Annotated in this window: 15 protein-coding genes; all 15 read right to left on the bottom strand. The window is 40.4% G+C overall.

From position 1 onward, the window contains the following. Nucleotides 1-2: 2 nt before the first annotated feature. Nucleotides 3-2,777 carry an FtsX-like permease family protein gene (locus tag HXT24_RS01895; RefSeq protein WP_422119519.1) on the bottom strand — a complete coding sequence of 925 codons (2,775 nt, stop codon included), beginning with the start codon at nucleotides 2,775-2,777 and terminating at the stop codon, nucleotides 3-5. A gap of 21 nt (nucleotides 2,778-2,798) precedes the next feature. Continuing rightward, nucleotides 2,799-3,500 carry an ABC transporter ATP-binding protein gene (locus HXT24_RS01890; protein WP_004114181.1) on the bottom strand — a complete coding sequence of 234 codons (702 nt, stop codon included), beginning with the start codon at nucleotides 3,498-3,500 and terminating at the stop codon, nucleotides 2,799-2,801. A 79-nt stretch (nucleotides 3,501-3,579) separates the two neighbouring features. Beyond that, nucleotides 3,580-4,200 (bottom strand): DUF5701 family protein, encoded by a 621-nt coding sequence (locus HXT24_RS01885; protein ID WP_004114180.1) that lies wholly within the window; start codon nucleotides 4,198-4,200, stop codon nucleotides 3,580-3,582. 51 nt (nucleotides 4,201-4,251) lie between these two features. Then, entirely contained in the window at nucleotides 4,252-5,319 is a 1,068-nt protein-coding gene (locus HXT24_RS01880; RefSeq protein ID WP_422119518.1) for an aspartate-semialdehyde dehydrogenase, read from the bottom strand. Nucleotides 5,320-5,407: 88 nt separating this feature from the next. Continuing rightward, nucleotides 5,408-5,989, bottom strand: a complete 582-nt coding sequence (locus HXT24_RS01875) for an ACT domain-containing protein (RefSeq protein ID WP_019261694.1) — start codon at nucleotides 5,987-5,989, stop codon at nucleotides 5,408-5,410. 70 nt (nucleotides 5,990-6,059) lie between these two features. After that, a complete protein-coding gene (locus HXT24_RS01870; protein ID WP_004116323.1) occupies nucleotides 6,060-6,824 on the bottom strand; it encodes an aspartate kinase in 765 nt (254 codons plus the stop codon). A 202-nt stretch (nucleotides 6,825-7,026) separates the two neighbouring features. Further along, entirely contained in the window at nucleotides 7,027-7,635 is a 609-nt protein-coding gene (recR, locus tag HXT24_RS01865; protein WP_004114171.1) for a recombination mediator RecR, read from the bottom strand. 6 nt (nucleotides 7,636-7,641) lie between these two features. Further along, nucleotides 7,642-9,984 (bottom strand): DNA polymerase III subunit gamma/tau, encoded by a 2,343-nt coding sequence (gene dnaX, locus HXT24_RS01860; RefSeq protein WP_422119517.1) that lies wholly within the window; start codon nucleotides 9,982-9,984, stop codon nucleotides 7,642-7,644. Nucleotides 9,985-10,138: 154 nt separating this feature from the next. Continuing rightward, nucleotides 10,139-10,549 carry an Rv3654c family TadE-like protein gene (locus HXT24_RS01855; protein ID WP_048730759.1) on the bottom strand — a complete coding sequence of 137 codons (411 nt, stop codon included), beginning with the start codon at nucleotides 10,547-10,549 and terminating at the stop codon, nucleotides 10,139-10,141. Then, nucleotides 10,546-10,950, bottom strand: coding sequence for a TadE/TadG family type IV pilus assembly protein (locus HXT24_RS01850; protein ID WP_004573653.1), 405 nt, complete (start codon nucleotides 10,948-10,950; stop codon nucleotides 10,546-10,548). Before HXT24_RS01850 ends, HXT24_RS01855 begins: the two co-directional genes overlap by 4 nt. Before the next feature lie 158 nt (nucleotides 10,951-11,108). Beyond that, nucleotides 11,109-11,384 (bottom strand): DUF4244 domain-containing protein, encoded by a 276-nt coding sequence (locus tag HXT24_RS01845; RefSeq protein ID WP_162860819.1) that lies wholly within the window; start codon nucleotides 11,382-11,384, stop codon nucleotides 11,109-11,111. Nucleotides 11,385-11,486: 102 nt separating this feature from the next. Next, on the bottom strand, nucleotides 11,487-12,104 hold the full coding sequence (locus tag HXT24_RS01840) for a type II secretion system F family protein (protein WP_116692366.1): 618 nt from the start codon (nucleotides 12,102-12,104) through the stop codon (nucleotides 11,487-11,489). Nucleotides 12,105-12,134: 30 nt separating this feature from the next. Beyond that, entirely contained in the window at nucleotides 12,135-12,773 is a 639-nt protein-coding gene (locus HXT24_RS01835) for a type II secretion system F family protein (protein WP_020761851.1), read from the bottom strand. A 28-nt stretch (nucleotides 12,774-12,801) separates the two neighbouring features. After that, nucleotides 12,802-13,860 carry a CpaF family protein gene (locus HXT24_RS01830; RefSeq protein ID WP_004573647.1) on the bottom strand — a complete coding sequence of 353 codons (1,059 nt, stop codon included), beginning with the start codon at nucleotides 13,858-13,860 and terminating at the stop codon, nucleotides 12,802-12,804. Next, nucleotides 13,841-15,022 (bottom strand): hypothetical protein, encoded by a 1,182-nt coding sequence (locus HXT24_RS01825; protein WP_032840653.1) that lies wholly within the window; start codon nucleotides 15,020-15,022, stop codon nucleotides 13,841-13,843. Before HXT24_RS01825 ends, HXT24_RS01830 begins: the two co-directional genes overlap by 20 nt. Between the last annotated feature and the right edge of the window lie 40 nt (nucleotides 15,023-15,062).

Below are 15,062 nucleotides of genomic sequence, written 5' to 3'. Positions count from 1 at the left end.
CTTTATTCAACACTTTTAAGCGAACTAACAGGGTCAATGCGGTCTAACGCGGGATTAGTTGACCATTGAACAATTAAAGCAAAGATCAGCGTTGCAAAGCCAGCAATAACATAGCTTAATGGAGACACTTCAACCTCAAAATACAGAGAAGGCATGCGCAAAGCATTTGTTAACAAGCCTGCAACCAATCTTCCAAGAGGCAAACCAACAAGAATACCAATTACAGTAAGAGTAAGCATCTCCTTATGCACGTAAGCATGAACTTCTCTACGATAAAAGCCAAGAACCTTTAAAGTTGCCATCTCTCGCGCACGTTCCGAAATATTAGTGCTTGCCAATGTAAACAGCACAGCTAACGCCAAACCTGCTGCAAGAGTCACTATAAGCGCAACCACAGCATTCATTAAATCAAAGCTAAACGAATGTTTCATGCGCGTAATGTTCATAACAGCTAACACGCCATCCCTATCTGCCACATGGTCTGCGTAACGCATTCTTGCATCATCGTCTCCACGAAGACGCATAATTAGCGCATTATTCTTAACATTTTTCCCATTTTTAAAACCGAATATTCTTTCATAGCAGCGAGAAGTCATATAGATATTTGAACCAATAAGATTACGCACGATTGCACGCAACTTCACTTTTGCGCGCTTAAAACTGGAGTTTGTTATTGTAATATAGTTTCCGCTCGCAATTCCCAACGACGATGCTGCACTCTGTGAAAGAAGCGGACCATCATCATTAAGTGAAATATTTTGCAAATTATTGTTAACATCTTGTAGACGAACCATATTAGACAAAGCTGCGGCATCTTTAACAACTACGATTTGTACGCTTTCAGAATCTTCAACGATTTTATTATGCGAATTGTTATTGGAATTGCTATTAGATTTACCATTATCTGCATCGCTTTTTGCGATTTCTCCAGAGCTAATGTAGGCAGGCAAAATGGTATCAACAAGATTGCTGGATTTATCTTTTTGCACACTTTTCTTCATATTTTGAAATGCATCTGGAGCGGAAATAGAAATCATATCGTAGCGGTAAATGCCGTCATATTGGCGGATTCCAAGAGTTGCTACAGTATCGTTTAATGCTAAAGCACACACGATTAATGCAGTGCAACCAGCTACACCGCCAATTGTCATAAATAGTCTGCCTTTAAAACGAGCCAGATTCCTTATAGATACTTTGTTGAGGAAACTTAGACGATTCCAGATAAAAGGTAAATGTTCAAGAAGCACGCGAGCGCCAGCTTTTGGAGATTTTGGACGCAATAATGCCGATGGTACTTGCCTTGTCTCCCTCCAGCTTACGATTATTGTGCATATTGCAACTGGTATTACAAACGCGAGTACACAAATCGAACCATAAAGCCAGTCGTATCGTAAAACAACTCCTGGTACTGTGTACAATCCGCGCAAAATCTTAAGTAGTAAAGATGGAATTGCTAAGAATCCTAGAATATCGCCGATTCCGCCGCCTACTAGACAGGCAAAAATCGCAAAGAAAGCGTGCCTTGTTATTGCTGCGCAACGTCCATAACCTAAGCTTAAGTACGTTCCAATTAGTCCTCGTTCTTCTTCTACCATTCTTGCCATGGCTGTTAGGCTCATCATCATTGCCACTACAAGAAAAAGCACTGGGAAAGCGTATCCAAGAGATTGAATCGAGGCAACATCAGAACGCAAGCGAGTATAGCTTCCGTTTGATATGCGAGCAAAAATATGCCATCTTGCTTGAGGAACATGCTTTTGCACTTCTGGCTTAATTTTTGCGTAAATTTGTGCGCGAGCCTTAGCTAAAACCGAGTCGGGAGCGTTTTTAAGCATTGGCATATTGGCTATAGTTTGATCTACTTGTTGATTAGTCTGGTCTTTTATAACTTGATTTGTGCGCGCCTCTTGGCAATCACTCTGCACACTGTCTTTAATTTGGTTTGAAGCATTTGCCACAATTGCGCGATACTTTTGCGAAAAATCGTTAACGCGTCGAGCCTCATTTAGGCGCACATATATAGCTGTGTATGGAAGATTATTTGTGCTTTCGCTAATCGCATAGGTAAAAATAGGGTAGCGTGATATTACGGAATTGCGGAAAGCTTTTGATTGATACCCGTTTGGATTATCCAAATCGTTTACGTCTAACACACTTCCTGTGATTAGAAGCTTATATTTTTGATTTTGAATCGGTTGATTAGACGAATTAGATTGATTAGCGACTTGTTGCATACTCAAAAACAGTGTGCTACCAATTCGCAATCCGCTATCGTGCAAAAATCGTTCAGTTACCACAGCTTGACGATTGTTTGTTGGCATATTGCCACGCATCAAATGCAGACGATTCAGTTTTTTAACATTGTGATTATATTGCACAACGTTCATTGCATAAGACAAATTAGCATTATTCGAAGGATGAGCAGTAGCTTTAAACGACTTTTCCGCCTCTGCTTCACTAACAAATGGCAATTTTTTGATTGCTTTAACATCTTTGTCAGTCAAACCAAGCGTAGAAACAATTTGTAGGTCGTAAGCTTTGAGTTTAGAGTAAGTGTCATCTGCTCCAAGAAGCATATCGTTACAGCCTGCATAAATGCCAGTCATAACAGCAACGCCAAGCATTGCTATAACTGCTAGTATGCAAAAACGACGCCATTCGTGAAACCACATTCTAATAGCACTAATAAAAACCATTGGAAAAATAGAGCGTGAGCGCTTATTACGAATCGCATCTTTGCGCTTGATTTTCTTAGATTTTACAGTTTCGCTACTCACTACAAACCACCACTCTACAAATCACCATTCAATATCTGCAATTGCCGTAGGATTTTCTTGTACTGTTTCGCTCACGACTTTTCCAGAATGGAATCTCACAACTTTATGAGCCATAGGAGCAATAGCAGCATTATGAGTAATAATAAGAACCGTCATTCCTTCTTTTTGGCAAATATCTTGCAATAATTGCAAAACAGCTTTTCCGGTTTCATAATCTAACGCACCCGTAGGCTCATCGCATAAAAGCAACTTAGGCTTTTTAGCAAGTGCGCGCGCAATAGAAACTCGCTGCTGTTCGCCTCCAGAAAGTTGCGCTGGGAAATTATTAAGTCTTTTTTCCAAACCTACGTCAATAAGTGTTTGAGCTGGATCAAAATGATCTGAGCAAATTTGTGAAGCAAGCTCCACGTTTTCTAACGCCGTCAAGTTTGGAACAAGATTATAGAATTGAAAAACAAAACCAATATCTTCTCTTCGATACTTTACAAGCCCACGACCATTTAGCTTTGTAATATTTAAATCACCAACAGTTACGCTACCGCTTGTTGCCGTATCCATACCGCCTAAAATATTCAATGCTGTAGTTTTACCTGCGCCCGAAGCCCCTAGTATTACGGTGAGCTTACCGCGTTCGGCTGTAAAACTAGCATCATCTAGAGCGCGCACAACACTTGATCCAGATGGATACTCTTTTACAACATGATCAAAAGTTATGTATGCCACAATACACCTTGCTTACTTACTACCTAATGACGCTTTTTCTATTAACTTCTTAATTTATTAGATTAATATTTAATACTCTTCATTGGAATAGAGATACACCACGACGTGCTGTACAATATGCGTTGCCAAGCCAAGTATGCCTTGAATTTGGCCATACAGCTCCAAGACGAGGAGCGCCTTGACTCATCCAAATACTCGGCACTCTTCCATCGGAACTTTTAGACCCAAGAAGATTAAAACCATTTTTTATTTCAAGCCAATCTGGATGCTGAGTAACAACCGCCAATCCTTCTTCTAAAGTCAAAGGAAGACGCTCGTCTGAATCTATAAGTTTTCTGGCAACATCTGGCTCACGATTCAAATACGATGTACCTGTATGAGGGTCTAATGCCAAGTAAAACGGACCTTCTGGAGGCTCAAAACCATCTTGTGGCAGGAAACTAGCTATATCTCTAGGCGGCATTGTTGTAAAACCAGCCATACGATCAATACTCGTCCTAGAAATTAAGGATTCTGGCGAAACTAGCTCACGAGTAGGCACAAGAAGAATATTAGTACCCAAATCGCTTTGATCAAGAGCGCGAATAAGCGGCAAAGCTAAAGCACGAAACGATGCAGCACTCATATCTGCAACATCTGGGTAGCCAAGAGCAACAATACGATCAAGCTGCTTTTGTATTTCTTGCGAAGCTATAGACATAATTACATTTTACGTAAAATTTTTTATAATAGCGAATTCGCGCAGGTCTAATCAATCCACAAAGTGTCGTTTTTTAGCTACGATTTCCGCCAATTGCACAGCATTAAGAGCAGCGCCTTTACGAAGATTGTCATTTGTAATAAACATTGCCAATCCACGCTTTCCATCAACCGCTTGATCTTGGCGAATACGCCCAACATAGCTCGCGGATTTTCCTGCAGCAAGCTGAGGAGTAGGAATATCATCTAGCGCAACGCCAGCGGCTGATTTTAGCACTTCGCGAGCCATATCTGGAGTTACATCGCGCTCAAATTCAGCATTAATGCTCATTCCGTGACCTGTAAAAACGCCTACGCGCACGCATGTGCAACTTGCTGCGAGCTTTGGCAGATGCAGAATCTTACGACTTTCGTTGCGAAGCTTTTGCTCCTCGTCGGTTTCTTGCGACCCATCCTCAACAATCGCACCAATGAATGGCACAACGTTGAATGCGATTGTGCGCGCAACTTTTGTTGGTTGCGGAAAATCAACAGCATTCCCATCAAACACAAGCTTATCCGCGCCCTGATCTAAGGCAGCTTGCGCTTCGTTCATAAGCTGCAACGCTCCAGCTCTGCCAGCTCCAGAAACCGCTTGATAAGAAGATACAATAAGTCGCTTTAAGCAAAAAGCATCAGAAAGCGGCTTTAAAACAGGCATGCACGCCATTGTTGTGCAATTAGGGTTGGCAACAATCCCACGCGGAATATCATTTAAATCTTCTGGATTTACTTCTGCAACTACAAGAGGCACATCGTTATGCATACGCCATTGAGAAGAATTATCTATTACTATTGCACCCGCATCTGCAAATCGCGGTGCCCACACTTTGGATGTTCCGCCGCCTGCGGAGAAAATCGCAATGTCAATTCCACTTAAATCTGCTTTTTCTACATCTTCTACAACAACATCTTTGCTGCGATATTTCAAAACAGTTCCAGCGGAGTGTGCGGAAGCCAAAAATCGCAAGTTTTTAATTGGAAAATCGCGCTCGTCTAATACGCGGCGCATAACCATTCCAACTTGGCCAGTGGCGCCTAAAACCGCAAGGTTTACGCCTTTGTTGCTTATAATTGCCATTTTGTCTCCCTTATTTTGCGTGTTTTTGCGATTTTCTTTGATTTTTGAGATTATTTAAGCGTGATTTTTGCGTAATTTTTTCGCGCGATTAGCGTCCGCTTCCTCCATAAACAACAGCTTCGACTTTGCTTGCGTCTAATCCGTAGGCTGTGTGAAGCGCACGAACCGCTTCGTCAAGCTGTTTTACTGGGACAATCGCTGCAATACGAATTTCTGATGTAGAAATCATAAGAATATTAATACCGTGATCGCTTAGCGCTGTAAAGAAGGTTGCTGCGAGACCAGAATAGGTTTTCATTCCAACGCCAACAACTGCGACTTTGCCAACAGAAGGGTCCACATCCATAGACGTAAATTGCAATTCGCCGCGCGCGCCCTGCAATACCTTGCACACAGCGTCTAGGGACGAGCTTGGTGCCGTAAGCGATATGTCAGCCGTTTCGGTGGATGCGCTTGCCTGAGCAATCATGTCGATATTAACGTCTGCAGCAGCAAGAGTTGTAAACACTTTTGCAGCATTTCCAGGCTTATCTGGAACGCCTCGAAGAGTAATCATAGATTCGCTTCTATCGTGTGCAACGCCAGAAATCACAGGGGTCTCTGGGCCTAAGTCTGGGAATAAATCGCCCATTGTGGAGCGAATGTCTACATTTGCTATTTTATTTGCCATTTTTGCCGCCTTATGTCTATTGCCTATGCGTTCTGTCTGTTGTTATGCTTGTGTCTTCTTTAATAAATAATTAGCTTAAATTCGGCAAGCTCTTTGGATTTACTCCACTCGGCACAATTAAGGTTCCGTTTCTGTGCGAAAACGAGCTGCGAACATGAAGAGGCATACTGAATCTTTGTGCGTATTCAACGCATCTCAAAGCTAACACTCGAGATCCGCAAGATGACATCTCAAGCATTGAATCATAATCGATAACAGGAATTCGCTTTGCGGTTGGAACAATTCGAGGATCTGCCGTAAATACGCCATCAACATCTGTGTAAATCTCGCAAACATCTGCTCCAAGAGCAACAGCAAGCGCCACTGCCGAAGTGTCTGATCCGCCTCTACCAAGCGTTGTGTCGTCACCAATCTCGCTGATTCCTTGGAATCCTGCAACAATAGCAACACTGCCTTTTTTAAGCGCATGCTGAACACGATCTGGCTTAACAGCGCGAATATGAGCTGCTCCAAATTGCGCGTCTGTCATAAATCCAGCTTGAGAACCAGTAAAAGAGTATGCGTGCGAGCCTTGAGCATGAATAGCCATTGCTAGAAGACTCATGGAAATACGCTCTCCTGCAGTCATAAGCATATCCATCTCTCTAGCAGGAGGATGCGCATTTACACTCATTGCTTGGTCAATCAAGTCGTCTGTGGTATCTCCCATAGCGGAAACGACAACAGCAACATCGTTACCAGCAGCTTTTGTATCAAGAATCCTTTTGGCTACACGCTGAATTGCGTCCGTATCTTCTACGGACGATCCACCGTATTTCTGCACTATAAGAGCCACTGTAACCCCTTATGTTCAGCCGTCACTATTATCTAAAGCACGCTAATGCAATAAGAATTAATCCAAATAAGACTAATCTAAAATTAGACTACCAACTGTGCTCTATTTATTTTTAGTTTTAGAAATATTATGAGTGGCGCATATACAACAAGCGGTTGCTTGCGACTTATCAAACGCGTTTGCTGATGAATTCACAAATCTTCTATACTTCTTGTCTTCCTGCAAATGCGCGACCAAGAGTTATCTCGTCTGCATACTCTAAGTCTCCACCAACTGGCAATCCGCTTGCAAGTCGCGTAATACTTATGTCAAGCGGCTCAAGCAAACGTGCTAAATAAGTTACTGTAGCTTCTCCTTCAATATTTGGGTCAAGCGCTAAAATGACTTCTTTTACTTGCGCGTCTTTTAAGCGCTCAAGTAGTTGCGTTATTTTTAAGTCTGCAGGTCCAATGTTTGCCATTGGATTAATGGCACCGCCCAAAACGTGGTAAACGCCAGCGTATTCGTGAGTTCTCTCAATGCTCATAATGTCTTTTGGCTCTTCTACAACGCATATTTTTGTGTGATCTCTTCGCGGATCTTGGCAAATAACACAAGGACTTTGCTCGCAAACATTTCCGCAAATTTCACAAAATCGCACATTCTCGCGCAAGTCACTGATTGCGTCAATTAAATCCTGCGTTTGTACATCAGATGATGAAAGTATATAGAATGCAATTCGCTGCGCGCCTTTTGGTCCTATTCCTGGAAGCTTAGAGAACGCATCAATAACTCTGCCTATTGCACCGTCATACGATGACACGTTATGCACTTTTACTTACTCCTCTTGCTTTCGCTTATGCAATCCTGCATTTTTAGGATTTTTTGGATCACTTGCAGCGAATTCTTTTACAGATTTCACCTCAAACATCTTCTCTAAATCATCTATGCTCAAATTGGTTGCCGACTCTAACGATTCGTCCTGCATTGAACATTCGTCTTCTTGCGCGCCGTTTACACCATCAGAGATTCGTGCTTTTGACTCATTATCTGCCTGTGATTCTGAATTTGCGCGCTGAAGATTTTGCTGGCTTATCTTCGACTTTTGCCCCCATTGCTGCGCGTTTGATGCAGCGTTATCTGCGTTTTCTGAATCGTTTACTACTTCAGCATTAAAATCTGCATTCTGTAATGCAGCAATCGCATCTCCCATTGGAGCAGATCCCATACCTGCCCATGCGTCATCTTTCTCAATATCTAAATCTAAAGCACTTTCTGAAATTGCAGAACCAGATAAGTCGCTAGCCTCCGCACTAGCACTTAAATCGTCACTAGAGCCAGCATCATCGCTACTGGAATTCGAATTATTTGAATTTGAATCAGAACTTTTCTCGATTATTTTTCCGAATCCTTTTACGATTCCAGCTTTTCGCATAAGCAAGTCTCGCTTAACTTGTGCTAGTCGTTGCGGAGTCATTCTTGCAACAGACTCCACTTTTTCGCCGTTTGCAGCTACTAAATCTGGCGCTATTGCAACGTTTTTTCCAAATGCGTCTTTTACTTTGTTCATAACCACAACTGGCACTTTTTTACCATCGTAAGGTTCTGTTGTGCAAATCGCGAGCGCAAAAGCATGTTGGCTTATAGGCTGGTCAAAAGTTAATACAAGCCTTCTTTTTGCTGCATTTCCATCGTCTAATCTAACTTTTGGAACGCGATCTCTCTCTACGTATTCACGAACATCGTCTGGCAGATTTTTAACCAGATTATCCCAAGTTTCGTCCACGTCAAGCTCTTGTGTTGTCTGTCTTTCAACGTTTGCAGTTGACCAATTCGCTTGCGTGTTATTGTTGATTTCAGATTTATCATCAAGAATTACCGAAGGATTTTCAGCAATTTTTACTGTATTAACTGGATTTACTGGATTTACTGGATTAACAGGATTAACAGGATTAACTGGATTTACAGCAGAATTTGAACCAATAAAATGCCTTGCAGAAGATGCGGGATGCGAGGAGGACTTTGCAAGAGATTGATTAGTGGCTTTAGAAAATGGTTCCTGCGCAGTAGTACCAGATTGCATATCAGCAAGAAGTCTAGCCATAAGAATCTCAAGATTCATTCTAGGAGAAACCGCATTTGCCATTCCAGCAAAAGCATTATTGACGATTTCTGCCATTTTGGACAAGCTTCGCAAAGTTAGCTGACTTGATTGTCGTTGCAAATCTTGCATGTCTTCTGGCGATAAATCGCCTAACAAGTTTTTAGCACAATTTGGACCAGCAGAAACCAAAAGCAACAAATCACGCAATCGTCCGAGAAGATCTTCCACAAACTTACGAGTGTCAAATCCTCCGACTACCACTTTTTGTACAACTTCATATAATTTTGCACCGTCTTTTTCAATAAGAGCATCAATAACATCTGCAATAAGATTAGAAGGCGTAAAACCAAGCAAAGCAACTGCTGAATCTAACGAGATAACACCATTATCTGAACCAATCATAAGCTGATCTAAAACAGATAATGTGTCTCGCATGGATCCGCCGCCAGCGCGCATAGCAAGCCGCAAAACGCCCTTTTGCGCTTGAATACCTTCCTTTTTGCAAATGTCTTGCAAATACGGTCCCATTACTTCTGGAGGAACAAGTCTAAACGGATAATGGTGGGTTCTAGAACGTATAGTTCCAATCACCTTATCTGGTTCAGTAGTGGCAAAAATAAACATAACATGCTCAGGTGGCTCTTCCACAATCTTCAGCAAAGCATTGAATCCTTGCGGAGTTACCATATGCGCTTCATCAAGAATAAAAATCTTATATCGATCGCGCGCTGGAGCGAAACCTGCACGTTCGCGTAATTCTCTAGCATCGTCAACACCATTGTGGCTTGCAGCATCTATTTCTACAACGTCTATTGAACCTGATCCGCCTGTTGCAAGATCTTTACAGCTTTGGCATTTTCCGCATGGTTTAGAAGTAGGACCCTCTTTGCAGTTAATACAACGAGCAAGAATACGCGCAGAGCTTGTTTTTCCACAACCGCGTGGACCCGAAAATAGGTAGGCGTGCGTTATTTTGCCTTGATCTAGCGCTCTCATAAGAGGAACGGTAACTTGATTCTGTCCTATCACTCCTTCAAACGTGTCTGGACGATACCTTCGATACAATGCAAGTGCCATAACTATAACCTACCGTCACCTGAATATTAGCTCAACTCTACTTGAGCAAAGTTTCTGTTCTATTCTAAACATTTAGACATTAACATGCTAATCGCCTATTAACATGCTACATTATGACCAATCGCACGAATATTTGATATTTTCCACACACTTATTAGTCACAATCTATTAAACCAGCTCTAGCCGTTACATTTATCTTATTAACCATAGGAAGTCGTAAAGGCACACTTAGACTGATTAATACATCATCATCTTTTTCAACACAAGATTCTATTTTCCCATTATTTGCCTTTGCTGTGCGCTCTGCAACTTGACATGCATCATCTTGCATATTTCTCATAGCGACTGCACCTGATATAGCCGATGCATTTGCAAGAGCGTAAGCTCGGTGTTTTTGCACCAAAATTGACCCTAAAGTCGCACAAACAACAAGCATAGAGCAGATTGCTATTACCAATCCTATGCCTAGCATAGTTCCAGAACCACAATCTGCTCTACGCAAATGTTTAAAACTGTAATATTGCGTATTTAAAATGCTTAATCGCTTACATATTTTTTGACTCATATTAAAACCTGGCTAATGCGAGCTTCCACAGACAATGGCAATACTTTTAAAGGGTCTGGCACAACTGGGCAGCTTACAACAATATCTGCCATATTCCCAACATATTTGACTTTTACAGAACTATTAACTCCAGATACTTTAGATACTATATTTTGCGCATCTTTAGAATTGTGGTGCGAAGCAACATAGTATGCTACTTGACCTGCTGCATCATGGCAATTCATTGTATTTACTACTGATTTACCAACAAAAAATAACGTTAAAGCAAGTACCACAACTGCAGGAAGAATAATCGCAAATTCTGCGGTAACAGCCCCAGAATCTTTTGAATTATTTATCTTATGACAATTATTCTTAGTCGTTCTCTTATCTAAAATGTTCAAAAATACATGATTCTCCATTTTGTCTCGTTTCTTTTCGCATTAGTTAAAATCCCACAACAAATCACATAAACATCACGGTCAAAAAACTTTATAAATATTTCATATCACGTTTTTTAAAGTATGTTTTAAGTTTCACGCAATGTTTCACAGTTTTACAAATGATTATTTACTTAAAGCTAACTAACATGTAGAGCTTTTGTAACAAGATCACTGATAGCCGTACGAACAGCATCTGATTTGGCAATAGCAATAAGCGCTGTAGCAAAAGCTGTGGCAGCTATAAGAACAACAGCATATTCTGCCGTAACAGCCCCATCATCACACTGCTTTAAATCTTTGCTCAAACGATTCTGCATGTTATTACATGCTTGTTCAGCTTTAATTAATCCTTCATTCATTCGCATTGAACACATGCAATACCATGTTGACAATGCAGCAGTAATTGATCTCATAATCACTCACCGTTACCTTTCTTTTTGTTATTTTTATTGTTATTTTTCTTTTATTTATGTACCCAATATTGGGATACAAATTTTTTATTTTTTAGATTGCGATTAATACATAAATGCAGATACTGTCGGCAAAATTCCGACGAAAATAAACGCTGGCAGAAAACATAACCCAACAGGCAGAAGCAGACGAACAGAAAGCCTAGAGCTTTCTTTTCTTGCCACGTTTCGCATAGATTGCTCATAATTTTGTAAAATCGCTATGAGTACAGGAACTGGAGAACTTCCACAACTCCATGACTCTCTAAGTGACTGTCTAAGCCACATACTTAACACAAAAGACGCAGATGGATTTTTATCTTTTTTATCGAAGCACACATAAGGAGCACTCCAAGCTTCTATCCAAGTATCTCCAGAAAGTAGTGCTTTAGAAACATTCCTTAGCCAAATCCCTTTTCCTCCAGGAATAGATGACCCAACAGCGTCAAGCGCTCTAGTAATTGCGACTCCACTTTTTAAAGCAACTATCATCATTTGCAAACCCAAAATTGGATCTATATCTTCAACTTTGTTACACCTAAAATCGTAATTGTCTCTCATAGAAATCGCAGGTTTACAAGCGCGCTCATAGCACGGGTTAAGAATCATCTGTCTAGTAAAAAATTTGCATAACGTAACTATATAAGCTACTAAAATAATCCAAACGATAATTGCCTTAAACATTTTCCACGATCCTTAATAACCATTAACTCATTAATCGACATTAGAAACAGCACTCAGCATTGCTTTTTTAGATGACTTCATGATCCATGTAACCCATAAAAGACCGATTACATAAAACAATAAGCCAATACCTAAGAGTGCGTATCCTCTAGAACTTGTAAAAATCATCAATATTGGATTTACACCCAACAATTGTCCAGTAAGAAGAGCCAAAAATGGTAGAGCAGTTAGCAATCTAATAGTTGCTTTAGGCATTGCAAAAACTTCTGAGCTTAAATCATTAACCCTCTTATTGGCATGATAAGAGTCAGAAACAGCTTGAACGCAATCAGTCATAGAGCATCCTATAGAACTGCTCAATTCGTATACAGACATAAGCGATTGTGCAACCTTGCGCATGTCTTTTCTAACTTTACTTCTTTGGCGAGCGCTAAGATTTTTAATCCTATTAGAACAGCGAGAATCAATCCATTTGAACACCGATTCAACGTTTATAACTTGGAAATAGCTTTCGCTGTTATTGCTGTTGTAATTGTTATTGCCATTATCGGTCTCTTCAATAAGTCCATTGCGATTCTCATTATTGCTGTCTCCTCTTATAATCGATTCAAAAGAAGCACCAGAACGCAAAGAAGCCACAAGAGCAGCTAGTGATTCTTCAATACCCATTTTCAAAATCCTTTACTGTCTTTATCAATTACAGAAACAACCCTGTATCCAACGGTAAATGCCATTTAATGGCAAAATTTTTCCAAGCAGACGTTGCCTCTATCTGAGCAGAAAAATTACTATCCTTAGAATTAACGCAATTTTTCAATCTTAAAATTGGAACACCTTCTAACGCGCCAGAATCCGTAGAACGCAATACTCCAAGTTCTTTTACAATTCGCATACCATTTACTCTTTCTACATGTATAACAACATCAAAAGCATCCGCAGCAAGAGAACATAGAGCAGAAGGTTCCAGTCCTGCAAGAAGCCCTAAAGACATTAATCTGGCTGGCACCTTTTGAACTTTATCAGCATGCAAAGTTGTCATTCCACCTTTATGACCACATGTAAAAACGCGCAATAAATCAGCTATTTCTTGACCTCTGCACTCACCTAAAATAATTCTGTCTGGTCTCATCCTCAAAGTTGCCTTTACAAGATCCGACAAACCAACGCTGCCTACTCCTTCAACGTTTGCTTCTCTTGTAGCTAAAGACACATGATCCTTAGATAATGAACCTAATTCTCTTGTTTCTTCAACAGTCACTATTCTGTCTTTTTCATCACAAGAAGCTAAAAGAGACTTCATTAACGTTGTTTTACCAGAGCCAGTGCTTCCCGTAATCAAAATATTCGCACGTTGAGTTACCAATAAATAAAGTATTCTAGATAATTCAATAGGAAACATTCCTCTACTACTTAACTCTGTTAAACAATAGCGTTTTAAAGCGGGAAAACGAATCGAAATAGCAGCACCACTTAAAACTATTGGAGCAATAAGAGCGTGTACTCGCACTCCTACTGGGCTAGAAGCATCTGCAATCGGGCATGAATCATCTAATCTTTTGCCTAATTGTGCACAAAGCCAAACTGCATATTCTCGCAAAATCATAGGATTATCAAATGGAATTCTTGGATTGTACTCTTGCAACCCAAAACCTTTATCTACCCAAACGTGACCTGTGTCTGTAACAACAATATCTGTTGTTTGAGGATCATCTGCAAGCTCTTGCAGAATGCCAAAATCAATATCTTCTAAAACCATGCTTACCCCTTGATATTTTTGAGAATCTTTCAGATTCATATGATTGTGAATTTGATTGTTTATATTGTTGTTCAGATTGTTTTCCAGATATTTTCAAAGAGGAATTAGAGGAGTCTCCAAGCAACCATGTTGTTATTTTTTCTATTGGAATTTTGGCGGATTTTGGAATATCTCTTATACCGTAACCAGATATTATGTCTTCGTACATTTTAGGATCGTGACCAATTGGGCCTTCTACATCGCAAAGCAAATAATCACAAGCTTCATTAACATTTACAGGGCAAAACCTTTTAGAAAGACCACGCGGATTTAATCCTGCGACAATAGAAGTTTGTTTTCTAGAGTAATCTTTATGGTCAGATTCTAGGCTTCGCCAATATGCGCGCAATCTGGCAAGACCAAGAACACTAAGCTCTGCAGCAAATATGGTTGGAACTTGCGCCAAAGTTGGAAGATTCTTTAAAAGCCTTCTTGCTGAAAAACCAGATCCAATATCAACAATTACTACATCACAAGCATTGGAAAGACCTCTAATAGCAGCTTCAATAACCCATGGCTTAGGCTCTTCACCTTTCCAAGGAGCGTAAGCCAAAATATCAACGTTATTCCAGTGCAGAAGTTCACAACGCAATACATATCCGTCTAATCGTCCTAAAGGAGCTTGAACCTCTTGCAATCTTCTACCCTCGTCCTGCTCCAATCCCAACAAAACATCTAATCCGCCGTTAGAAATATCTGCGTCGATTAGTGCAACAACATATTTTTTACTAGATATATGACTTGCCAGAAGAGCAAGAGTAGTGCTTAAACCAACTCCATCATTTGCCGATGAACCGATTACAACATTTTTTGGAAAAGGCTTTAGCGAATAGTTCAAGCTACCAATATTTTCTTGAACACTATGATTATCGAATGCATCAAAATCGCTACGAACTGAAGTAGAAGATACACCAGTCGCGTAATCTACATGATTTGTGTAATCTAAATGATCCACATGATTCGTATGATTCAAAGATGCGATAACAGTCGAATCTTCCAACTTATTACTATCAGATGTACTTTTGCGCATACTTTTTATCGCACTCGCCTGAGGCGGGTACGTTTCTATAATGCGCGGAACGCAAGAAGGAGCATCGTAATTATCAATAGTCATATTGTCCATGTGGCTATTGAATCGCATACTAAACCATTAGGCAATACTA

This window comes from Gardnerella sp. DNF00354 (assembly GCF_049262755.1).
GTDB lineage: Bacteria > Actinomycetota > Actinomycetes > Actinomycetales > Bifidobacteriaceae > Bifidobacterium > Bifidobacterium vaginale.
The sequence above is the reverse complement of the archived record's forward strand: the minus strand, read 5'-3'. Positions and strand labels throughout refer to the sequence as shown.